The sequence below is a fragment of the Mycobacterium parascrofulaceum ATCC BAA-614 genome, assembly GCF_000164135.1.
Classification (GTDB): Bacteria; Actinomycetota; Actinomycetes; order Mycobacteriales; family Mycobacteriaceae; genus Mycobacterium; species Mycobacterium parascrofulaceum.
On sequence record NZ_GG770553.1, the window covers coordinates 1,797,271 to 1,817,650 of the forward strand.

Here is a 20,380-nt window from a genome sequence, read left to right on the forward strand (position 1 = left end):
TGCCGCCGTTCGCACGCCGCGACACATAAACGTTTGCGACGACACGCCGTGGCGGGTCGCACAGGATCATGTCTCGCGGTTCGCTTGGTTGGCGGCCCACAGCGACGCGACCGACAGCCCCGCCCGGCCCAGCAGCGACCGCAGCAGCGGCAGGCTCACGCCGATCACGTTCGACGGGTCGCCCTCGATGCCGTCGACGAACCAGCCGCCCAGCCCGTCGAGGGTGAACCCGCCGGCCACGTCCAGCGGCTCGCCGCCGGCGACGTACGCCAGCAGGTCGGCGTCCGTGGGCGCGGCGAAACGCACTGTGGTGCAGGCGGATTCGACATCGCGCCGGGTGAGGGTGCCGCCCTCGAGGCGCAGCAGGCAGTGCCCGGTGTGCAGCCGCCCCGACCGGCCGCCCATGCGGCGCCACTGGGCCGCCGCCGCGTCGGCCGACCCGGGCTTGCCGCACAGCTCGCCGTCGAGGTAGAGCATCGAATCACAGCCCAGGACAACACAATCCGCGGCGACGGCACCGTCCAGCTCGGCCGCCACCCGGTCGGCCTTGGCCGCCGCCAGCGCGCAGACCACCTCGGCGGGCGCGGCGTCGGGCCGCAATCCGGCGACGACGGCGTCCTCGTCCACCCCGGAGACCACGATTAGCGGATCGACGCCGGCCTGGCGCAACACCTTGCGGCGCCCCGGCGAGGCCGAGGCGAGGATCAGGCGGGTCAACGCTTCATGTGCGTCATCTGCTGGAAGGTGAGCCGCTGGTAGTTGGACATCGCGAACCGCAGCCGGTCCACCGGCAGGCCCCAGCGGGTGCGCTCGGGCTCGCCGAGCTCGGGCACGCCACCGCCGACGGAGGCCAGCGCCGCGACCAGCGCCGCCACCTCCTCGTCGGTGGGGTGACCCTTGAGGATGCGGATGTGTGCCTCGTGTGCCTGCGGCGCGGCTTCGGTTGGCTGTGAACCGTTTTCGTCGTTCAGTTCGTTCGTCACAGCGGAATGTTCCCGTGCTTCTTGGGGGGCAGGTGCGAGATCTTGTGCTCCAGCAGCCGCAGCGCCGTGCCGATGTAGCCGCGGGTGTGCGACGGCGGGATCACCGCGTCGACGTAGCCGCGCTCGGCGGCGACGTACGGGTTGACCAACGTGTCCTCGTACTCCTGCTGCAGCTCCAGCCGCAGCGCGTCGACGTCCTTGCCCTCCTTGGCCGCCTCGGCCAGCTGCTTGCGGTAGACGAACCCGACGGCCCCGGAGGCGCCCATCACCGCGATCTGCGCGGTGGGCCAGGCGATGTTCACGTCGCAGCCCATGTCCTTGGAGCCCATGACGCAGTAAGCGCCGCCGTAGGCCTTGCGGGTGATGACGGTGATCTTCGGGACGGTGGCCTCGCCGTAGGCGAACAGCAGCTTGGCGCCGCGCCGGATGATGCCGTTGTATTCCTGGCCGGTGCCGGGCAGGAAACCCGGGACGTCCACCAGCATGATGATCGGGATGTTGAAGCAGTCGCAGGTCCGCACGAACCGGGCCGCCTTCTCCGAGGCGTTGATGTCCAGGCAGCCGGCGAACTGGGTGGGCTGGTTGGCCACGATCCCGACCGGCCGGCCCTCGATGCGGCCGAACCCGACGATGATGTTGGTGGCGTAGCCGTTCTGGATCTCCAGGAACTCGTCGTCGTCGAGGATGCGGGTGATCACCTCGTGCATGTCGTACGGCTGGTTCGCCGAGTCCGGGATCAGCGTGTCCAGCTCGAGGTCCTCGTCGGTGAGGTTGTCCTCGATCGCGCCCTCGGGGACGGGCTCGGCGTAGCGCGGCGCGTCGGTGGCGTTGTTCGGGGGCAGGTAGCTCAGCAGGTCGCGCACCCAGTCGAACGCGTCCTGCTCGCCCGAGGCGACGTAGTGCAGGGTGCCCGACTTGGCCATGTGGGTGTGGGCGCCGCCCAGCTCCTCCATCGTGACGTCCTCGCCGGTGACCGTCTTGATGACGTCCGGCCCGGTGATGAACATCTGGCTGGTCTGGTCGACCATCACCACGAAGTCGGTCAGGGCGGGGGAGTAGACGTGCCCACCGGCGGCGGCGCCCATGATCAGCGAGATCTGCGGGATGACGCCGGAGGCCAGGATGTTGTTGCGGAAGATCTTGCTGTACAGGCCGAGCGAGACCACGCCCTCCTGGATCCGCGCGCCCGCGCCGTCGTTGATGCCGATCAGCGGGCGGCCGGTCTTGATCGCCAGCTCCTGGACCTTGACGATCTTCTCGCCGTACACCTCGCCGAGGCTGCCGCCGAACACCGTGGCGTCCTGGCTGAAGATGCACACCTCGCGGCCGTCGATGGTGCCGTAGCCGGTGACCACGCCGTCGCCGAGGGGGCGGTTGTTCTCCAGCCCGAAGTTCTTGCTGCGATGCCGCGCCAGCGCGTCGAGCTCCACGAACGAGTCCTCGTCCAGCAGGGCGTAGATGCGCTCCCGGGCGGTCAGCTTGCCCTTGGCGTGCACCTTGTCGACGGCCTCTTCGCCCACCGGATGCAGCGACTCTTCCCGGCGCTTGTGCAGCTCGGCCAGCTTGCCGGCCGTGGTGTGGATGTCGACGGTGTGCTCGGCTGCGGGCTCCGCGGTGTGGTCGGTAACGCTTGTCATGGGAGTCGAGCTTAGCGGCGCGGTAGTCTCCGCTGATGGACGCCCGCCCGGTGGGAACTGCGGACTGGGCGGCCGAATGCGATGTGCTGGTCGCGGGATCGGGGGGCGGCGGGGTCACCGGCGCCTACACCGCGGCGCGCGAGGGCCTGGAGGTCCTGCTGGTCGAGGCGACGTCGAAATTCGGTGGGACCACCGCCTACTCCGGTGGGGGCGGCGTGTGGTTCCCCTGCAACCCGGTACTGGTCCGGGCCGCCCCGCCGGGCTCCTTCGACGACAGCATCGAGGACGCGCTCACCTACTACCACGCCGTGGTCGGCGACCGGACCCCCCGTGAACTGCAGGAAACCTACGTCCGTGGCGGTGCGCCGCTGATCGAGTACCTCGAGGCCGACCCGCTGCTGAAGTTCGTGCCGTTGCCCTGGCCGGACTACTACGGCAAGGCGCCGAAGGCGCGGCTGGACGGCCGGCGCCACATCGCGGCGAAGCCCTGGAAGGTGGCCGCCGCCCCCGAACTGCGGGAGGTGATCCGCGGGCCGCTGGACACCGACCGGCTCGGCGCGGAACCGCCCTCCGACTACTACCTGGGGGGTCGCGCCCTGATCGCGCGGTTCCTCACGGCCATCGGGCAGTACCCGAACGCGTCGCTGCGGCGCAACACCGCCCTGGTCGGGCTCGTCGTGTCCGACGGGGCCGTGACCGGCGCGGTCGTGGAGAGCGACGGTCAGCGCCGCGCGATCCGCACCCGGCTCGGCGTGCTGCTGGCCGCCGGCGGCTTCGAGAACAACGAGGAGATGCGCCGCGAGTACGGGGTGCCGGGCACGGCGCGAGACACCATGGGCGGCCCGGGAAGTCGCGGCCTGGCGCTGCGGGCCGGCATCGCCGCGGGCGCCGCCACCGACCTGCTGGACCAGGCGTGGTGGTCGCCGGGCCTGACCCATCCCGACGGCCGCTCGGCGTTCGCGCTGTGGTTCACCGGCGGCATCTTCGTGAACCAGGACGGCGACCGGTTCGTCAACGAGTCCCGGGCCTACGACCGGGCCGGGCGCGAGATCATCGCGCAGCTGCGGGACGGCTCACTCGCGTTGCCGTACTGGATGATCTACGACGACCGCGAGGGCGAGGTGCCGCCGGTGAAGGCGGCCAACGTCTCCATCGTCGAGACGCAGAAGTACGTCGCCGCCGGCCTCTGGCACACCGCCGACACCCTGGAGGACCTCGCGGACAAGATCGGGGTGCCGGGCGGGCGGCTGGCGGCAACGGTGGCCCGCTTCAACGGTTTTGCCGCGTCCGGCGTCGACGAGGACTTCGGCAGGGGCGACGAGGCCTTCGACCGCGCGTTCTCGGGGGGAGCCTCGCCGCTGGTGCCGATCGACGCACCGCCGTATCACGCCGCGGCGTTCGGCATTTCGGACCTGGGCACCAAGGGCGGCCTGCGCACCGACACCGCCGCCCGGGTGCTCGACACGTCCGGCCACCCGATCCCCGGCTTGTACGCCGCCGGCAACACGATGGCCGCACCCAGCGGCACCGCGTATCCCGGCGGCGGCAACCCGATCGGGACCAGCATGCTGTTCAGTCACCTGGCCGTGCTGGACATGCTCGACCGGCGCCGCTGAGTTCTAGGCTGGGTCCGGTGACGGACCGAGACCAGTCCCCAGCACCGTTGGACCAGGCCGCATTACGAGCCGAGCTGATCGGCACCGGACTCGGTTGGCGCCGGCTCGACGTCGTCGACGAAACGGGCTCCACCAACGCCGACCTGCTCGCGCAGGCGGCATCCGGGGCGGACCTGGCCGGGGCCGTGCTGATCGCCGAGCACCAGACCGCCGGGCGGGGGCGGCAGGGGCGCGGGTGGTCGGCCACGCCGCGGACCCAGATCACGATGTCGGTGGGGGTCAGCGTCGTCGACGTGCCGACCGCGGGGTGGGGCTGGCTGCCCCTGGCGACCGGGGTGGCGGTGGTCGACGCGGTGGCCCCGCTGCTCGACGGGGTCGAGGTGGGGCTCAAGTGGCCCAACGACGTGCTGGCGGGTCCCCCGGGCTCCCCGGGCAAGCTGGCCGGCATCCTGGCCGAGGTGGCCCGGCCGGTGGTGGTGATCGGCTTGGGGCTCAACGTGTTTGAGGCACCCGACGGCATCGAGGGGGCGACCTCGCTGGCCGACCTCGGCCTGGCATCGCCCGACCGCACCCGGCTGGTGAGCGGTCTGCTGACCGAGCTGGGCCGGCGGATCGTGGCCTGGCGCGCCGCGCGCGGGGCGGACTGGGCGCTGGCGGCCGACTACCGGGCGCGCAGCCTCACCCTGGGCAACCGGGTGCGGGCCCACCTGCCCGGCGGCAGGGAGGTCGTCGGGGTCGCGACGGCCGTCGACGACCAGGGCAGGCTGTGCATCGACACCGGGGGACAGACCGTCGTCGTTTCCGCGGGTGACGTGGTGCATTTGCGGTAGCTTCGGGCACGTGAGCTATCCGGACAATGTCCTGGCCGCCGGCGAGCAGGTGATCGTCCACCGCCACCCGCATTGGAAGCGGTTGATCTGGCCCGTCGTGGCGCTGCTGCTGGCGACCGCGTTGGCGTCGTTCGGATCCGGATACCTCGACTCGACGCATTGGGACCAGCTGGCCAAGAACATCATTTACGGCGTCATCTGGGGCGTGTGGCTGGTGATCGTCGGGTGGCTGACGCTGTGGCCGTTCCTGAGCTGGCTGACCACGCATTTCGTCGTGACGAACCGGCGGGTGATGTTTCGGCACGGGGTGGCCACCCGCACCGGAATCGATATCCCGCTGGCGCGGATCAACAGCGTGGAATTCCGCGACCGGATTACCGAACGAATGTTTCGCACCGGGACACTGATTATCGAATCGGCGTCACAGGATCCGTTGGAGTTCTACGACATTCCGCGTTTGCGCGAGGTGCACGCGCTGCTTTATCACGAAGTCTTCGACACCCTGGGGTCCGAGGAGTCGCCCAGCTGAGTCAACCGGCTGGCCCGGTTGCGCCAGGCCCGCAGCGGCGTCACGTTCCCGCCCTCGATCTCGTCCTCGAGCATCTCGGCGATGCCGCCGGCGGTCAGCGCGGACTCCAGCGCCTTCTCGGGGTTGCGGGCGAACTCGTCGGGGAACACCCAGCGCCGGAACGCCCAGAAGCGGAACGCCATCTGCAGCAGGTTGCCGATGATGTAGGCCGAGATGAAGTCGGCGATGTTCTCCACGGTCAGCGAGACCATCGGCTCGCGCAGCTGCAGGACGTAGCTGGAGAACCACAACGGCGCCATCGACAGCAGCACCCCCACGCCGCTGAACGCGAAGAACAGCAGCGCCTCGTGGTGGCGTTCCCGGCCGCCGCGGTCGCGGAAGCTCCATTCGCGGTTCAGCACGTAGGACGCGATGACCGCGACGATGCCGGCGATGACCTTCGCGGTGACCGGCTTGGAGTCCAGAATTGTCAGCTTCAGCGTGTAGAAAATCGCCGAGTCGATCACGAACGTGGTTCCGCCGACGATGGCGAATTTGATCAGTTCGTGGTGGCGCTGCAAATAGGGCTGAATAAACCCGGGCATGCGCTCGATTGCGGCTTCGGCGAAGGGCACAAGTCGTCAGTGTACGGACGGACACAAAATCGACGCAAAATCGTATATAACGATTCGGCGTCACCGCCGGTCAACACGCCGCCGCCGCCGTGACACCATGATGGCCGTGCCGAGTACACGCCCGCCGGGGGCCGCCCCCGCAGTAGCCCCGTTGGTCGCCATGGTCGGCGGCGGCCAGCTGGCAAGGATGACCCACCAGGCCGGGATCGCCCTGGGGCAGACGCTCCGGGTGCTGGCCACCGCCGCCGACGAAGCGGCCGCGCAGGTCACGCCCGACGTGGTGATCGGGTCGCACACGGACCTGGAAGACCTGCGCCGGGTCGCCGCCGGCGCCCATGTGCTGACGTTCGACCACGAGCACGTGCCGACCGAGCTGCTGGACAAGCTGGTCGCCGAGGGGGTCAACGTCGCCCCGCCGCCGCAGGCGCTGGTGCACGCCCAGGACAAGCTGGTCATGCGCCGGCGGCTGGAGGCGCTCGACGTTCCGGTGCCCCGCTACGCCGAGATCGCCACCCTCGACGAACTCGCCGCCTTCGCGCGGCGGATAGCGGGCCCCGTGGTGGTGAAAGCGGTGCGCGGCGGCTACGACGGGCGCGGGGTGCGGATGGCCCGCGACCCCTCGCATGCCCGCGAGATCGCGGCCGGTTTCCTGGCCGACGGCGTGCCGGTGATGGCCGAGGAACAGGTCAGCCTGCGCCGAGAACTGTCGGCGCTGGTGGCCCGGTCGCCGTTCGGCCAGGGCGCGGCGTGGCCGGTCGTCGAGACCGTGCAGCGCGACGGGATCTGCGTCCAGGTGGTCGCGCCCGCGCCCGGCCTGGCCCAGCACGTCGCCGCCGACGCGCAGCAGCTGGCGTTGCGGCTGGCCGGCGAACTCGGGGTGGTCGGCGTGCTCGCGGTCGAGCTGTTCGAGACCACCGACGGCGCGCTGCTGGTCAACGAGCTCGCGATGCGGCCGCACAATTCCGGGCACTGGACCATGGACGGCGCCCGCACCAGCCAGTTCGAACAGCATCTGCGGGCGGTGCTGGACTACCCGCTCGGCGACACCGACGCCATCGCGCCGGTGACGGTGATGGCCAACGTGCTGGGCGCGCCGCAGCGGCCGGCGAGCACCCTCGACGAGCGGTTGCACCACCTGTTCGCGCGGATGCCCGACGCGCGGGTGCACCTCTACGGCAAGGAGGAGCGGCCCGGCCGCAAGGTCGGCCACGTCAATTTCCTCGGCACCGACATGGGCGAGCTGGCTGGGCTGCGTGAACGCGCCGCACGCGCGGCACACTGGTTGTCACACGGGCAGTGGACGGACGGATGGAGCGCTCATGAGTGAGCAACCCAGGGTCGGGGTGATCATGGGCAGCGACAGCGACTGGTCGGTGATGTCCGACGCCGCCGAGGCGCTGGCCGAGTTCGACGTCCCCGCCGAGGTTCGGGTCGTCTCGGCGCACCGCACGCCGGGGGTGATGTTCGACTACGCGCGCGGCGCGGCCGACCGCGGCATCGAGGTGATCATCGCCGGCGCCGGGGGCGCCGCGCACCTGCCCGGGATGGTCGCGTCCGCGACGCCGCTGCCGGTGATCGGGGTGCCCGTGCCGCTGGCGCGCCTCGACGGCCTGGACTCGCTGCTGTCGATCGTGCAGATGCCGGCGGGCGTCCCGGTCGCCACGGTCTCGATCGGCGGCGCCCGCAACGCCGGCCTGCTCGCCGTGCGCATCCTCGGCGCGTCCGACCCGGCGCTGCGGGCCCGGATCGTCGAGTTTCAGGGCCGGCTGGCCGAGAGCGTGCGGGCCAAGGATGAGGCGCTGCAGGAGCTGCACGGTAAAGTTACCGGCGAGTAGCAAGGAGGCTTGAGATGGCTGGTTGGGGCGGAGACCCGTCGTTCGATTTGTTCCAGTTGCCCGAGGAACACCAGGAGCTGCGTGCGGCGATCCGGGCGCTGGCGGAGAAGGAGATCGCCCCGCACGCCGCCGACGTCGACGAGAACTCGCGGTTTCCCGAGGAGGCCCTCGAGGCGCTGAACGCGTCCGGCTTCAACGCCGTGCACGTGCCCGAGGAGTACGGCGGCCAGGGTGCGGATTCGGTGGCGGCGTGCATCGTGATCGAGGAGGTCGCCCGCGTCGACGCCTCGGCGTCGCTGATTCCGGCGGTGAACAAGCTGGGCACCATGGGGCTGATCCTGCGCGGCTCCGACGAGCTGAAGAAGCAGGTCCTGCCGTCCATCGCCGACGGCACCGCGATGGCCTCCTACGCGCTCAGTGAGCGGGAGGCCGGCAGCGACGCGGCCTCGATGCGCACGCGGGCCAAGGCCGACGGCGAGGACTGGATCCTCAACGGCGCCAAGTGCTGGATCACCAACGGCGGCAAGTCGTCCTGGTACACCGTGATGGCGGTGACCGACCCGGACAAGGGCGCCAACGGCATCTCGTCGTTCATGGTCCACAAGGACGACGAGGGCTTCACCGTCGGCCCGAAGGAGAAGAAGCTGGGCATCAAGGGCTCGCCGACCACCGAGTTGTACTTCGAGAACTGCCGCATCCCGGGGGACCGGATCATCGGCGAGCCGGGCACGGGCTTCAAGACCGCGCTGGCCACGCTGGACCACACCCGGCCCACCATCGGCGCCCAGGCGGTCGGCATCGCCCAGGGCGCGCTGGACGCCGCCATCGCCTACACCAAGGACCGCAAGCAGTTCGGCCGTCCCGTCAGCGACAACCAGGGTGTGCAGTTCATGCTCGCCGACATGGCCATGAAGCTGGAGTCCGCCCGGCTGATGGTCTACCACGCGGCCGCCCGCGCCGAGCGCGGCGAAACCAACCTGGGCTTCATCTCCGCGGCGTCCAAGTGCTGGGCTTCCGACGTCGCGATGGAGGTGACCACCGACGCGGTGCAGCTCTTCGGCGGCTACGGCTACACCCAGGACTTCCCCGTGGAGCGGATGATGCGCGACGCCAAGATCACCCAGATCTACGAGGGCACGAACCAGATTCAGCGGGTGGTCATGTCGCGGGCGTTGCTGCGCTGACCTATAGGATCTACCGACGGTTAACCATTCGGGGTGGTGAGGCCGCACGTAGAGTCGTGCGAATCGGTCTTGTCCGCGGCAGGGGGTCTCAGTGAACAGGGTGGCTTCCTCGCCGCATCCCCGGATGACCGGGAATTGATGCCGGTGCGCGCCCCGGTGGCCCCGGCCGCGAGTTGGCAGTCGTTGTCGTTGCTGTTGGTCGAGGACGACCGCGCCGACGCGGTGCTGGTGGAAGACCTGATCGCCGACGCGGTGGCCGACATCCGGGTGGTGTGGGCGCAGTCGATGGCGCACGCGGAGCGAGAGCTCGCCTCGGCCCGGCCCGACTGCGTGCTGCTGGACCTGCACCTGCCCGACGCCAACGGCATCGACGCGCTGGACCGCATCGCCAAGCACGACGCCACGGTTCCGATCGTCGTGCTGACCGGGCTGAACGACGAGTACTTCGGCGCCTCCGCGGTCGCGGCGGGCGCGCAGGACTATCTGGTCAAGGGCCGGGTCGAGCCCGAGATGCTGCGGCGCGCGCTGCTGTACGCGATCGAGCGCAAGCGCGCGGAACTGATCGCCGCCGACCTGCACGCGACCCGGCTGCGCGCCCGCGAGAACGCGCTGCTCGAGCGCGGCCTGCTGCCCTCCCCGCTGCTGCTGGACAACGCGGGCGTCGACATCGTCGCCCGGTACCGGCCGAGCCGGGAGGACGCGCTGCTGTGCGGCGACTTCTACGACGTGGTGCAGACGCCCGACCGGGTCGTCCGCGTGCTGATCGGCGACGTCGCTGGGCACGGGCCGCACGAGGCCGCCCTGGGCGCGGCGTTGCGGATCGCCTTCCGCGCCCTCACGTTCGCCGGGGTGCACGGCGTCGAACTGATGCGGCAGCTCGAGCGGGTGCTGCACTCCGAGCGAACGGACACCGGCGTCTTCGCGACCGTGCTCAGCCTGGAGATCCAGCCCGACAGCCCGCGCATCACCGCCATTCGCGCCGGCCACCCCGGCATGTTGTTGCAGCGCGACGGCACCGTGGAATGGGTCGAGCCCCCGGGCGGTCCGGCCCTGGGGCTGCGCGCCGACGACGACTGGCCGCGGCACGAGATGGACCTGCCGGCGGGTCACGGCCTGCTGCTGTTGACCGACGGGCTGTTCGAGGGTTACTCGGGAACGGGCACCCGGCGCCTCGGCGAGGACGGCCTGCTCGAGCTGGCCCGGGTGCACGCCGACAGGCCCGGCCCGGAATTCGTCGACGCGCTGATCGACGGCGCCCAGCAACTCGCCCAGCCGCGGGGCGGGCTCACCGACGACATCGCCGTGCTGCGGGTGGAAAGGACCACCGCGTGACCCCGAGGTTGCGCCGCCTTCGCCCGTCGGAACTCACGGTGCGCGGATGGCAGGCCCTCGTCCTGGTCAGCATGGGCGTGATGGTGCTCGCCGGCGCGCTGGTCGGCGCGGCGTTGCTGAACCGCACCGACCAGATGACGCACGAGCTGGTCGACAACATCCAGCCGGCGCGGGTGGCGGCCTTCCACCTGCAGGCCGCGCTGCGCGACCAGGAGACCGGTATCCGTGGCTACCTGATCACCGGCGACCGACAGTTCCTCATGCCGTACTACGACGGGCAGCACAGCGAACAGGCGGCGGCGCAAGAGATCCGGCGCCGCCTGGGCGAGCGCCCCGACCTCATGGGTGACCTGGACGCGATCGAGGACGCCGCCGCCAAGTGGCGGGCCAGCTATGCCGAACCGGTCATCGCCACGGTGCTGCCCAACGGCAAGAACGTCACCAGCAAGCCGTCGGCGGAGCGTGGCAAGACCGAATTCGACCATCTGCGAACGCTTTTCGACAAGCAGGACGCGAACCTGGCGGCGGCGCGGGCGGCCGCCGCCGCCGAGCTCAAGCGCGTCGACGCCTGGCGCGACCGGGCCCTGGGCGCGATGGTGCTGCTGTTCTTCGTCACCGCCGTTCTGCTGGGACTCCTGATCCGGGACACGGTCGCCCGCCCGCTGGCGGCGCTGGCCGCGGCGTGCCGGCGGATCACCGAGGGCAGCTTCGACGAGAGGATCTCGCCGCCGCGCCGGCCCAAGGACGTTCGCGACATGGCACTTGACGTGGAGAACATGCGCAAGCGGATGGTCGAGGAGCTCGAGAGCTCCCGTTCGGCGCAGGCGCAGCTCGACGAGCAGACCGCCGAATTGCGCCGGTCCAACACCGAACTCGAGCAGTTCGCCTACGTCGCGTCGCACGACCTGCAGGAGCCACTGCGCAAGGTCGCGTCCTTCTGTCAGCTGCTGGAGCGGCGGTACGGCGACCAGCTCGACGAGCGCGGCATCGAATACATCGGATTCGCGGTCGACGGCGCCAAACGGATGCAGGCGCTGATCAACGACCTCCTCACGTTCTCCCGCGTCGGCCGGCTCGGCACCACGGAAACCGACGTCAACCTCGACACCACGCTGGATTCCGGCCTGGCCAACCTGGCCGTCGCGATCGAGGAGTCGGACGCCGAGATCGTGCGCCCCGACGCCCTGCCCCGGATCAAGGGCGACCCGATGCTGCTGACGATGCTGTGGCAGAACCTCATCGGCAACGCGGTGAAGTTCCGGCACAAGGATCGCCGGCCCCGCGTCGTCATCGAATGCCAACCGGGCACCGGCGGCCACGACGGCGAATGGCTGATCACGGTGTCGGACAACGGCATCGGCATCCCCGAGGAATTCTCCGACAAGGTCTTCGTCATCTTCCAGCGCCTGCACGGCCGCGAGGTGTACGCCGGAACCGGGGTGGGCCTCGCGCTGGTCAAGAAGATCGTGGAGCACCACGGCGGCACCATCCGGATCGACCCCACCCGTACCGAGGGAACACGGTTCGAGTTCACCCTGCCCATGCCCGCGCCCGAGCCCGTTGGCGAAGCAGACTCAGACGCTTTGGAAGGAGCGCATCAATGACATCAGAAGGCAGGGCGATCGACATCCTGCTCGTCGAGGACGACCCGGGCGACGAGCTCATCACGCGCGAAGCGTTCGAGCACAACAAATTGCAGAACCGGCTGCACGTCGCCCACGACGGCGAGGAAGGCCTCGACTACCTCTATCGGCGCGACCCGTTCCAGGACGCGCCGCGGCCCGACCTCATCCTGCTGGACCTGAACCTGCCGAAATACGACGGCCGCCAGCTGCTGGAGAAGATCAAGTCCGACCCGGACCTGGCCCGCATCCCGGTCGTCGTGCTCACCACCTCCTCGGCGGAGGAGGACATCCTGCGCAGCTACAAGCTGCACGCCAACGCCTATGTCACCAAGCCGGTGGACCTGGACCAGTTCATGAAGGCGGTCCGGCAGATCGACGAGTTCTTCGTCCAGGTGGTGCGGCTGCCCAGCCAGTGACGGCTTACGGGGTGGTCTGCGGCGCGGTGAGGAACTCCTCGTTGTGCTGCCCCGGCGCCGGCGGCGGTTCGGCGGCCACCGCGTCGAAGCTCGAGTAGCGCGCCGGCATGCGGACCACCGTGATCGCGTCGTCGCCGGCGCCCACGCGCAGCGCGAGCTCGTTCTCGGCGAACAGCGGGGTGTCGACCACCTGCTTCCAGGTGTAGGCCAGGCACGCCATCAGGCCGCCCTGCTGCAGCAGCTCGACCCATTCCGCCGCGGTCTTGGCGGCCAGCGCCGACTCGAGCTCCTCGGTCAACTCCGGGTAATTCATTGCGCGCGAACGCTGGTCGATGAACCGCTCGTCGGTGAGCAGGTCCGGCCGGCCGATGAGCTGACACAGCTTCGCCCAGTGCTTGGGCACGTACGCACTGATCACCAGGTACCCGTCGGCTGCCCGGAATGCGTCGGAGGGCTGGGTGGCGAAGCCGACTCCCTTGCGCTTCTTGGGTTTCGGCGCGGCGTCGGGCCCGGGCGCCTCGCTCGGCTTGTTCAGGTGGATGGTGAGCTGGCCGGCCTGCAGGTTGACCGCGACGTCGTACATGGCGACCCGCACCACGTCGGCCACGCCGTGGCGCTCCCGGTTGAGCAGCGCGGCCAGCACCGCCTGCGCCAGCACGTGGCCGCTGGCGGCGTCGACGAGCTGGAAGGGGATGATCTGCGGTTTGCCGGTCGGCGTCGGCATCCCGGTGGTCATGCCGGACTCGGCCGCCACCATCAGGTCGACGCCCGGCCTGCTGCCGTGCGGGCCGTTGCCGCCGTAGGCGGACAGCCGCGCGTAGACGAGCCTGGGGTTGCGGGCACGCAATTCGTCGGGGCCCAGCCCCATGCGTTCCATCACGCCCGGGCGGAACCCCTCCAGCACCACGTCGGCGGTGTCGACCAGCCGCAGGATCTGTTGCCTGGCCTCGTCGTCGGTGAGGTCCACCGCGACCGACTTCTTGCCGCGGTTGTGCGGCAGGAACAGCGTGGGCAGCGGCGGTCGCCCGGGCAGCACCGCGGTGATCTGCCGGGCCGCCTCACCGAGGGGCGCCTCGACCTTGATCACCTCGGCGCCCAGGTCGGCCAGCACCTGCCCGGCCAGCGGGCCGGCGATGTTCTGGGTGAAATCCAGTACCCGGAACCCGTCAAGCGGCTTGGCGGGCGTGCTGTCTGCCATGGGTGGCCTTCCGTCAACGGGCCGTGTGCAACTCCGCGATGCAGTAGTAATTCTGCGCGAACGGCGCACCGGGGTCGGTGCGCTGCAAAGGTAACCCGTTGTCGGCCAACAACTGATTCAGGGGTGTGCGAACCGGGTGCCAGCCGTGCCGCTCCAGGTGCGTCGCCGCGTCGTTGCGCTCGCCCGGGCACCCCAGGTCGCCCAGCGCGATGTCCAGGCCGTTCTCCCGCCACTTCTGGCTCGCGGCGTTCAGCGCGTCGCCGTTGTCGCCGGAGTTGATGAAGACCTCGGCCACCAGCCGGCTGCCGTCGGCGCTGAGCGCGGTGACGTCGTCGAGCAGCCGGTCCTGCGCCTCGGGCGGCAGGAAGCCGAGCAGGCCCTCGGCGGCCCAGGCGGTCGGCCGAGCGGTGTCGAACCCGGCCTCGCGCAGCGCCGCCGGCCAGTCGTGGCGCAGGTCGATCGGGACGGCGCGGATCTCGGCGGTGGGCTCGGCGCCCAGCTCGGCGATGGTCGCGGTCTTGAACTCGATGACCTGCGGCTGGTCGATCTCGAACACCGTGGTGCCCGCCGCCCAGGGCAGCCGGTAGGCGCGCGCGTCCAGGCCGGAGGCCAGGATGACGACCTGGCGGATGCCGGCTTCGCCGGCCTCGGCGAAGAACGCGTCGATGTAGCGCGTGCGCGCGGCCAGCATGTCGGTCATGCGTTGCATGCCCCACGTCGCACCGGGCTCGTCCACGTCGGCCGAGCTCAATTCGCCGGCGGCCCACCGCGTCATGAAGTCGACGCCCACGGCGCGCACCAGGGGCTCGGCGAACGGATCGTCGATCAACCCGTCGCGGGTGGCCCGGGCCCGTCCGGCCGCCACCATGGTTGCGGTGGCCCCCACGCTGGTGGCCAGGTCCCAAGTGTCGTTGTCGGTGCGCGTCATCGGCATTGCCCTTTCGGTGGAGTCGTTAACCACAGTAACGACATGTCTTTCCGGCGCAGGTCGGGGCATTGAAAACGGTTGTGTTACCACCGGGTGTCGGGGGTCGCGGCCGTCCGCGATCGCCGCTACCCTCGCGCAGGTGACCACCTCCTCGCTGAGCGCCTCCTCGCTGAGCGCCGATGAATGCGCCGTCGCCGCGACGCGGGGTGCCGGGTGGCGGCGCGACGCGGGGTGGGCGCGCCGCCTGGCCTGGATCAGCCTGGCCGCGCTGCTCGTCGAGGGCGCCATCGGCCTGTGGCAGGGCCTGGCGGTCGGCTCGGTCGCGCTGACCGGCTGGGCGCTCGGCGGTGGTTCGGAGGCCCTGGCCAGTGCCATGGTGCTCTGGCGCTTCACCGGTGACCGTACGCTGTCGCCGACGGCCGAGCGGCGCGCGCAGCGCGGCGTCGCGGTGTCCTTCTGGCTGACCGCCCCCTATATCGCCGCCGATTCCGTCGCGCACCTGGCCGACGGGCGGCGCGCGGACACCTCGGTGGTCGGCATCGCCCTGACGGCGCTGGCCCTGATGCTGATGCCGATCCTCGGCTGGGCCAACCACCGGGTCGGCGCGCGCCTGGGCTCGGCGGCCACCGAGGGCGAGGGGACCCAGAACTACCTGTGCGCCGTCCAGGCCGCCGGGGTGCTGGCCGGCTTGGGCGTCACCGCCGTGTGGGCCGACGGTTGGTGGTTCGACCCCGCGATCGGCCTCGCCGTCGCCGTCATTGCCGCCTGGCAGGGCGTGCGCGCCTGGCGCGGCCACGACTGCTGTTAGTTTTCGCCGCGAAACTGTATTCCGCGACGCGTTCGCCGGGTAATGCCGTAGCCAGTTACAGTTTCGCGGCGGTTAGAGGCGATACCTGATCAGCCGGGAACTGTTGGCCACCACCGCCACCGACGAGGCGTTGTGCAGGATCGCGGCCAGCACCGGGGACAGCGCCCCGCCCGCGCCGATGATCAGCCCGGCGGCGTTCACCGCGATGGACATGCCGTAGTTCTCCCGGATGACGTCGACGGCCCGGGCACCCAGGTCCCGCACGTCGAGCAGGCGGTGCAGGTCGTCGTTGGCCAGCGCCACGTCCGCGGTCTCGACCGCGACGTCGGTTCCGGCCAGGCCCATGGCGATCCCGATGTCGGCCGCCGCCAGCGCGGGGGCGTCGTTGACGCCGTCGCCGACCATGCCGACCACGTAGCCCTCGTCCTGCAGGCCGCGCACCACCTCGAGCTTGTCCTCGGGCATCACCTCGGCGCGCCACTCGTCGATCCCCAGCTCATCGGCGACCACCTGCGCGATGTCCGGGTGGTCGCCGGTCAGCATCACGATCCGGCGAATGCCGTTGTCCCGCAACTGCTTGAGCACCTCGACCGCCTCGGTCCGCACCTCGTCGCGCAGGCTGATCAGCCCCACCAGCTTGCCGTCGACCGCCAGCAACAGCGGGGTCTCGGCCTGGCGCCGCAGCCGGTCCACCCACTCCGACGCCTTCTTGGACACCCGCACGTTTTCGGCCCGCAGCAGCCCGGGGCTGCCCAGCAGCAGGGTGCGGCCGTCGGCCCAGGTGCGCATGCCCAAACCCACCAGCACCTCGCACTCCTCGTGCGGCGGGATGGTGATGTGGCGCTCCTCGGTCGAGCGGATCACCGCCTCGGCCAGCGGATGCCGGGAGTGGATCTCCGAGCTGGCCGCGTACGCCAGCACCTGCTCGGGCTCCCAATCCTTGTGCAGCGCAATGATATTGGTGACCACCGGGCGGCCGACGGTCAACGTTCCCGTCTTGTCGAACACGATCGCGTCCACCCGGCCGGCCTGTTCGAGGTGCGAGCCGCCCTTGATCAGGATGCCGCGGCGCGCCCCGTTGCCGATCGCGGCGCTGATCGCGGTCGGGGTGGACAGGCCCACCGCGCAGGGGCAGGCGATCAGCAGCATGGTCATCGCGCGGCGCACGTCGCCGGTGACCGCCAGGGTGAGGGCCGAGACGATGAATGAGGTGGGGACGAAGCGCCGGGAGAAGTTCTCGCCGACGGTCTGGATCGGCGCCCGGTCGTGTTGGGCCTCCTCGACGCGGCTGATGATGCGCCCGATCGCGGTCTGGTTGCCGACCGCCTCGGCGCGCACCACCAGGCGCCCGCGCACCACGACCGAGCCGGCGTGCACGTGCGCGCCGACGACGACGGAAACCGGCAGGTTCTCGCCGGTGATCGCGGACTGGTTGACGATGGCCTCGCCGTCGACCACCTCGCCGTCCACCGGGATGGCGACGTGGTCGTGAATGATCACCTCGTCGCCGATCTGCAGGCTGTCGGTGGGCACCTGGACCTCGGCCCCGTCGGCCAGGCGGATCCACGCCGTGTCCTGGCTGCCGCGCAGCAGCTCGGAGATGGCCCGCCGGGTGCGGCGCAGGGTCAGGTCCTGCAAATATTCGCCGATGTTGAGCAGCCACAGCACCGTCAGCGCCACCACGTTCTCGCGCAGCACCAGGCTCGCCACCGTCGCCGCCGACACCAGGGCGTCGGTGCCGGCCTTCCCGGAGCGCAGCGAGCGCAGCGCGCCGCGCAGGAAGGGGTAGCCGGTGAAGATCGCCACGCCGCCCGCCACCAGCTGGCCGCTCGGCCCGAGCAGCGGCGGCCGCGCGAACACGTAGCGGCGCACGCCCAGCAGGGCCAGCGCGGCCCCGCCGATGACCATCCGCAACACGTCGGTGTTGCGGATCTCCGACGAATGCGGCGCGCGGGCCGGGATCAGCTCGGCGGCGACGTGTGCGGCGGAGCTGATCGCGCCCAGCACCGCGGAGCGATCGCAGCGCCGCGGCGAATACCAGACGACCACCGATCCGGTGCGCGGGTAGGCGTGCACCACGCGCACGCCCTCCTGCTGGGCGACGGCCTCCTCGACCGCCACGGCGCGCCGGGAGTCGCCGCGCACCCAGCTCGCGGCGACCCGCATGCGGCCGGCGGCGTCCGAGATGATGGCCAGGGTGGGGTCGTCGGTGGTTGCGCTGTCTTTGGTGATCGCGAGGGTCATGCCGACGGATCAGTGCTCGTGGTCGTGGCCGTTACCGACGGCGGGCGTGGGCGCCTCCTCGCCGACGCGCTCGCGGGCTTCGGCCATCACGTCGGAGATCTTCAGGCGCGCCGACTCGGCGGCCTCCTCGGCCTTGCGGGTCCCGCGCAACCCCAGTTCGGCCGCCGACACCGCGGTCTCGTGCAGCGGGGCCTTGGCCACGGCCTTGCGCACCAGGTCGTACGCGGCCGCACCCGCGACTCCGGTGGCCAGCCAGGCCGCCGCCTTCCCGAATGCTCCGTGCGCTATCACAAATCCCTCCTCGGACACGTATGGGCAAGTTCTGCCGACGTTAACATTGAAATATAGCGATATCAATATGAATCGCCCCGCGGCGTGGTCCGGGCCGGCGGGGGCCTACAGCGCCCGGGTGACCTTTTCGGTCTCGATCCTGCGCTGCTGCGCCGCCGGGTCGGGATTGGCCACCTGCACCAGCGACCCGCCGACGGCCAGGATCGCGAGCAGGCCGTCCACCAAGTCGTCGGGCCCGGACCACGCCGCGGTGGAAAGCACCCGGTCGGCGGCAGTCAATCCCCTTGCGGCGGCTGAACTCTGACAATCGGCCAGGACCTCGTCGACCGATCGCCCGGCGAGCGCCGGGCCGGGACGGCGCTCGGCCACGATCTGGTCGCCGTGCACGCGCACCGCCGTGGCGTAGTCGGTCACACCGATCGGCAGGTCGGGAACCGGGCGCCCGAACGGGTCCAGCGACAACACCGCGACCTCCCCGGCCCCGGTCGCCTCCGCCTCGTCCAGCCGGTCGGCGGTGCACAGCGCCACGTCCGTTCCGCCCGGTTCGAGCACCGCCTCGGCGCCGATCCACCACACCCCGAACAACGCGGCCGCCGTCTGCCAGTGCGCCGGCAGCAGGATGGCCACCCGGCTGCCCGGCCCGGCGCCCAGCTCGTCGCGTAAAAGGTTGCCCGTCTTGGCCGCCCAGTTGGCCAGCGTCGCCGCGGACAGCTCGATGCGCTCGCCGGTCGCGTCGTCGTAGTAGGTGATGCGCGGGCCGACGGGGTCGGCCCGCAGCAGCGGATCCAGGATGGCGCCCGACAGCGTGCTCAGTTGATGCACTCCGGCTTGTCGGAACCGGCGGTCAGGATCGGTGAGGGCGCGGGGACGTTCGGGTCGGCCGCCACCGCGCCGACGTTGGACACCCGGGCCGGCATCACCGTCCCGGTGCCGGAAAGCCCCGAGCCGGGGCCGCTGTAGTCGTTGGCCAGCACCACCTTGACCGAGCCGGCCGCGACCGACGGATCGGCGACCACCGGCAGTCCGCCCAGCTCCTTGGACACCTCCTGGGCGCCCAGGTCGTCGGTCTTGGCGGCCCGCACCTGGCTGCCCTTGACGTGGCCGCCGTCGTTGTTGCCGACCGTGCCGGCGCCGAATCCCTTGGCCGTCAACACCTGCGAGACCGCCGACGCCAGCCCGTTGATGTCGGTGTCGTTGACCACGCTGGCGGTGGTCTTCGCCGGGGTGTAGGCGACCTCCTCGGTCTTGCCCTGCTCCTGCTCGTGCAGCAGCCCGCTGACCCAGTCGGCGACCTGGCGCGGGTCCACCCGCACCACGCTCTGCATGCCGTCGTCACTCCAGCCGGCCCCGTCCAGCACCGGGATGGTGGCGAACGCGACGTTGCCGCCGGCCAGCTTCTGCATCTGCTGGACGAAATCCATGACGTCCCAACCCGAGGAGATCACCACCGAGCGCTGCACGGCCGCCTCGAGCCGCTTGAGCGTGGTGGGGCTGGACAGCGTCTTGCCGGAGATGACCCGGTGGGCCAGCGAGGCCATCACCACCTGCTGGCGCACCACGCGGTCCAGATCGCCGCGCGGCAGCTCGTGGCGCTGCCGGACGAAGCTGAGCGCCTCCGGGCCGTCGAGGCGCTGCGGGCCGGCCGGGAAGTCGGCGCCCGAAAGCGGTTCGAACACCGGCTCTTTGAGGCAGACGTCCACGCCGCCCAGCGCGTCGGTGATCAACGAGAACCCGAGCAGGCCGATCTCGGCGTAGTGGTCGACGGTGACGCCGGTCAGGTCGGCGACGGTCTTGATCAGCGCCTCGCGCCCGGCCTCGGTGCCCTGCGCCGCGGCGTCCTCGGCCGAGTCGCCGGCCTTGACCAGGTTGACGCGCTTGGCCTCGCGCGTCTGGCCGTAGACGCCGTTGATCTTCGTCTTGCCCAGCCCGGGGGCCGCGACGTAGGAGTCGCGGGGGATCGAGATGGCGGTCGCGGACTTCCCGTTGTTGGGGATGCGGATCAGGATGATCGTGTCGGTGTTGGTCGCCTCCTCGTCGCCGGCCCGCAGGGTGGCCAGTTCCTCTTGGGACAGCGGGTTGCCGTGGGCGTCGGTGCGGCTGTCCATGCCGACCAGCAGGATGTCGATCGCGCCGTCGTCGCCGCCCTTGCCGAGTGAGGGTGCGGACATGTGAAAGATGCCGTCCTCGAAGGAGCGGACGTTGCTCCACGCCAGCCCGGTGCCGAGGACGACCGCGAGCGCGAGCGCAGTGGCAATCACACGAATCACACGTTGCACAGGCATCCCACTAGGTTACTTGCGACACAGGCGC

Annotated in this window: 20 protein-coding genes; 10 read left to right on the forward strand and 10 right to left on the reverse strand. The window is 70.7% G+C overall.

Features of this window, described 5'->3' with window-relative positions:
- Window positions 1-66: 66 nt before the first annotated feature.
- From HMPREF0591_RS08420 to HMPREF0591_RS08430, 3 genes are read right to left on the reverse strand one after another with little or no spacing between them, the layout of a single operon-like run.
- Window positions 67-717, reverse strand: coding sequence for a Maf family protein (locus HMPREF0591_RS08420; protein WP_007168056.1), 651 nt, complete (start codon window positions 715-717; stop codon window positions 67-69).
- Complete coding sequence (locus HMPREF0591_RS08425; protein ID WP_007168057.1) at window positions 714-983, reverse strand: acyl-CoA carboxylase epsilon subunit; 270 nt, start codon at window positions 981-983, stop codon at window positions 714-716. Before HMPREF0591_RS08425 ends, HMPREF0591_RS08420 begins: the two co-directional genes overlap by 4 nt.
- Complete coding sequence (locus HMPREF0591_RS08430) at window positions 980-2,620, reverse strand: acyl-CoA carboxylase subunit beta (RefSeq protein ID WP_007168058.1); 1,641 nt, start codon at window positions 2,618-2,620, stop codon at window positions 980-982. The genes HMPREF0591_RS08425 and HMPREF0591_RS08430 overlap by 4 nt, the downstream gene beginning before the upstream one ends.
- Window positions 2,621-2,655: 35 nt before the next feature.
- Between HMPREF0591_RS08430 and HMPREF0591_RS08435 the strand changes: the two genes are divergently transcribed.
- Genes HMPREF0591_RS08435 through HMPREF0591_RS08445 form a run of 3 tightly spaced genes read left to right on the forward strand, consistent with a single transcriptional unit; the run spans window position 2,656 to window position 5,595 of the window.
- Entirely contained in the window at window positions 2,656-4,236 is a 1,581-nt protein-coding gene (locus HMPREF0591_RS08435; protein ID WP_007168059.1) for an FAD-binding protein, read from the forward strand.
- A 17-nt stretch (window positions 4,237-4,253) separates the two neighbouring features.
- Complete coding sequence (locus HMPREF0591_RS08440; protein WP_040621432.1) at window positions 4,254-5,066, forward strand: biotin--[acetyl-CoA-carboxylase] ligase; 813 nt, start codon at window positions 4,254-4,256, stop codon at window positions 5,064-5,066.
- 10 nt (window positions 5,067-5,076) lie between these two features.
- Window positions 5,077-5,595, forward strand: coding sequence for a PH domain-containing protein (locus HMPREF0591_RS08445; protein WP_007168061.1), 519 nt, complete (start codon window positions 5,077-5,079; stop codon window positions 5,593-5,595).
- On the opposite strand, the gene HMPREF0591_RS08450 is transcribed toward HMPREF0591_RS08445, so the two are convergent.
- Entirely contained in the window at window positions 5,550-6,209 is a 660-nt protein-coding gene (locus HMPREF0591_RS08450) for a GtrA family protein (protein ID WP_007168062.1), read from the reverse strand. The two genes, HMPREF0591_RS08445 and HMPREF0591_RS08450, sit on opposite strands and share 46 nt — an antisense overlap.
- A gap of 97 nt (window positions 6,210-6,306) precedes the next feature.
- Between HMPREF0591_RS08450 and HMPREF0591_RS08455 the strand changes: the two genes are divergently transcribed.
- The 6 genes from HMPREF0591_RS08455 (at window position 6,307) to HMPREF0591_RS08480 (ending at window position 12,601) form a co-directional block, all read left to right on the forward strand.
- Window positions 6,307-7,536, forward strand: a complete 1,230-nt coding sequence (locus HMPREF0591_RS08455; protein WP_083801945.1) for a 5-(carboxyamino)imidazole ribonucleotide synthase — start codon at window positions 6,307-6,309, stop codon at window positions 7,534-7,536.
- On the forward strand, window positions 7,529-8,044 hold the full coding sequence (gene purE, locus HMPREF0591_RS08460) for a 5-(carboxyamino)imidazole ribonucleotide mutase (protein ID WP_007168064.1): 516 nt from the start codon (window positions 7,529-7,531) through the stop codon (window positions 8,042-8,044). The genes HMPREF0591_RS08455 and purE overlap by 8 nt, the downstream gene beginning before the upstream one ends.
- 14 nt (window positions 8,045-8,058) lie before the next feature.
- On the forward strand, window positions 8,059-9,228 hold the full coding sequence (locus HMPREF0591_RS08465; protein WP_007168065.1) for an acyl-CoA dehydrogenase: 1,170 nt from the start codon (window positions 8,059-8,061) through the stop codon (window positions 9,226-9,228).
- 138 nt (window positions 9,229-9,366) lie between these two features.
- On the forward strand, window positions 9,367-10,560 hold the full coding sequence (locus HMPREF0591_RS08470; protein WP_007168066.1) for a PP2C family protein-serine/threonine phosphatase: 1,194 nt from the start codon (window positions 9,367-9,369) through the stop codon (window positions 10,558-10,560).
- Window positions 10,561-10,631: 71 nt separating this feature from the next.
- Window positions 10,632-12,164: a sensor histidine kinase gene (locus HMPREF0591_RS08475; RefSeq protein WP_083801985.1), complete on the forward strand. Its 1,533-nt coding sequence runs from the start codon at window positions 10,632-10,634 to the stop codon at window positions 12,162-12,164.
- The gene (locus HMPREF0591_RS08480; protein ID WP_007168068.1) at window positions 12,161-12,601 is read left to right on the forward strand and encodes a response regulator; all 441 of its coding nucleotides are present in this window, start codon (window positions 12,161-12,163) and stop codon (window positions 12,599-12,601) included. Before HMPREF0591_RS08475 ends, HMPREF0591_RS08480 begins: the two co-directional genes overlap by 4 nt.
- Window positions 12,602-12,605: 4 nt before the next feature.
- On the opposite strand, the gene HMPREF0591_RS08485 is transcribed toward HMPREF0591_RS08480, so the two are convergent.
- Entirely contained in the window at window positions 12,606-13,799 is a 1,194-nt protein-coding gene (locus HMPREF0591_RS08485; protein ID WP_007168069.1) for a CoA transferase, read from the reverse strand.
- A gap of 13 nt (window positions 13,800-13,812) precedes the next feature.
- Entirely contained in the window at window positions 13,813-14,727 is a 915-nt protein-coding gene (locus tag HMPREF0591_RS08490) for a class I SAM-dependent methyltransferase (RefSeq protein ID WP_040622112.1), read from the reverse strand.
- Window positions 14,728-14,896: 169 nt separating this feature from the next.
- Here HMPREF0591_RS08490 and HMPREF0591_RS08495 point away from each other — a divergent pair, with 169 nt between their 5' ends.
- Entirely contained in the window at window positions 14,897-15,535 is a 639-nt protein-coding gene (locus tag HMPREF0591_RS08495) for a cation efflux transmembrane domain-containing protein (protein WP_425270162.1), read from the forward strand.
- A gap of 72 nt (window positions 15,536-15,607) precedes the next feature.
- On the opposite strand, the gene ctpC is transcribed toward HMPREF0591_RS08495, so the two are convergent.
- From ctpC to HMPREF0591_RS08515, 4 genes are all read right to left on the reverse strand, one after another.
- Entirely contained in the window at window positions 15,608-17,779 is a 2,172-nt protein-coding gene (ctpC, locus tag HMPREF0591_RS08500) for a manganese-exporting P-type ATPase CtpC (protein WP_007168072.1), read from the reverse strand.
- A gap of 9 nt (window positions 17,780-17,788) precedes the next feature.
- Window positions 17,789-18,070, reverse strand: a complete 282-nt coding sequence (locus HMPREF0591_RS08505) for a DUF1490 family protein (protein ID WP_040622114.1) — start codon at window positions 18,068-18,070, stop codon at window positions 17,789-17,791.
- A 105-nt stretch (window positions 18,071-18,175) separates the two neighbouring features.
- A complete protein-coding gene (locus HMPREF0591_RS08510; protein WP_007168074.1) occupies window positions 18,176-18,892 on the reverse strand; it encodes a TIGR03089 family protein in 717 nt (238 codons plus the stop codon).
- Entirely contained in the window at window positions 18,880-20,352 is a 1,473-nt protein-coding gene (locus HMPREF0591_RS08515) for an LCP family protein (RefSeq protein WP_007168075.1), read from the reverse strand. The genes HMPREF0591_RS08510 and HMPREF0591_RS08515 overlap by 13 nt, the downstream gene beginning before the upstream one ends.
- Window positions 20,353-20,380: the final 28 nt, after the last annotated feature.

Bases quoted from the DNA above. Each gene is read 5' to 3' on its own strand.
- HMPREF0591_RS08455 (WP_083801945.1), top strand. From the start codon at position 6,307: ATGATGGCCGTGCCGAGTACACGCCCGCCGGGGGCCGCCCCCGCAGTA.
- HMPREF0591_RS08435 (WP_007168059.1), top strand. From the start codon at position 2,656: ATGGACGCCCGCCCGGTGGGAACTGCGGACTGGGCGGCCGAATGCGAT.
- ctpC (WP_007168072.1), bottom strand. From the start codon at position 17,779: ATGACCCTCGCGATCACCAAAGACAGCGCAACCACCGACGACCCCACC.
- HMPREF0591_RS08485 (WP_007168069.1), bottom strand. From the start codon at position 13,799: ATGGCAGACAGCACGCCCGCCAAGCCGCTTGACGGGTTCCGGGTACTG.
- HMPREF0591_RS08480 (WP_007168068.1), top strand. From the start codon at position 12,161: ATGACATCAGAAGGCAGGGCGATCGACATCCTGCTCGTCGAGGACGAC.
- HMPREF0591_RS08475 (WP_083801985.1), top strand. From the start codon at position 10,632: ATGGGCGTGATGGTGCTCGCCGGCGCGCTGGTCGGCGCGGCGTTGCTG.
- purE (WP_007168064.1), top strand. From the start codon at position 7,529: ATGAGTGAGCAACCCAGGGTCGGGGTGATCATGGGCAGCGACAGCGAC.
- HMPREF0591_RS08490 (WP_040622112.1), bottom strand. From the start codon at position 14,727: ATGACGCGCACCGACAACGACACTTGGGACCTGGCCACCAGCGTGGGG.
- HMPREF0591_RS08470 (WP_007168066.1), top strand. From the start codon at position 9,367: ATGCCGGTGCGCGCCCCGGTGGCCCCGGCCGCGAGTTGGCAGTCGTTG.
- HMPREF0591_RS08465 (WP_007168065.1), top strand. From the start codon at position 8,059: ATGGCTGGTTGGGGCGGAGACCCGTCGTTCGATTTGTTCCAGTTGCCC.
- HMPREF0591_RS08430 (WP_007168058.1), bottom strand. From the start codon at position 2,620: ATGACAAGCGTTACCGACCACACCGCGGAGCCCGCAGCCGAGCACACC.
- HMPREF0591_RS08515 (WP_007168075.1), bottom strand. From the start codon at position 20,352: ATGCCTGTGCAACGTGTGATTCGTGTGATTGCCACTGCGCTCGCGCTC.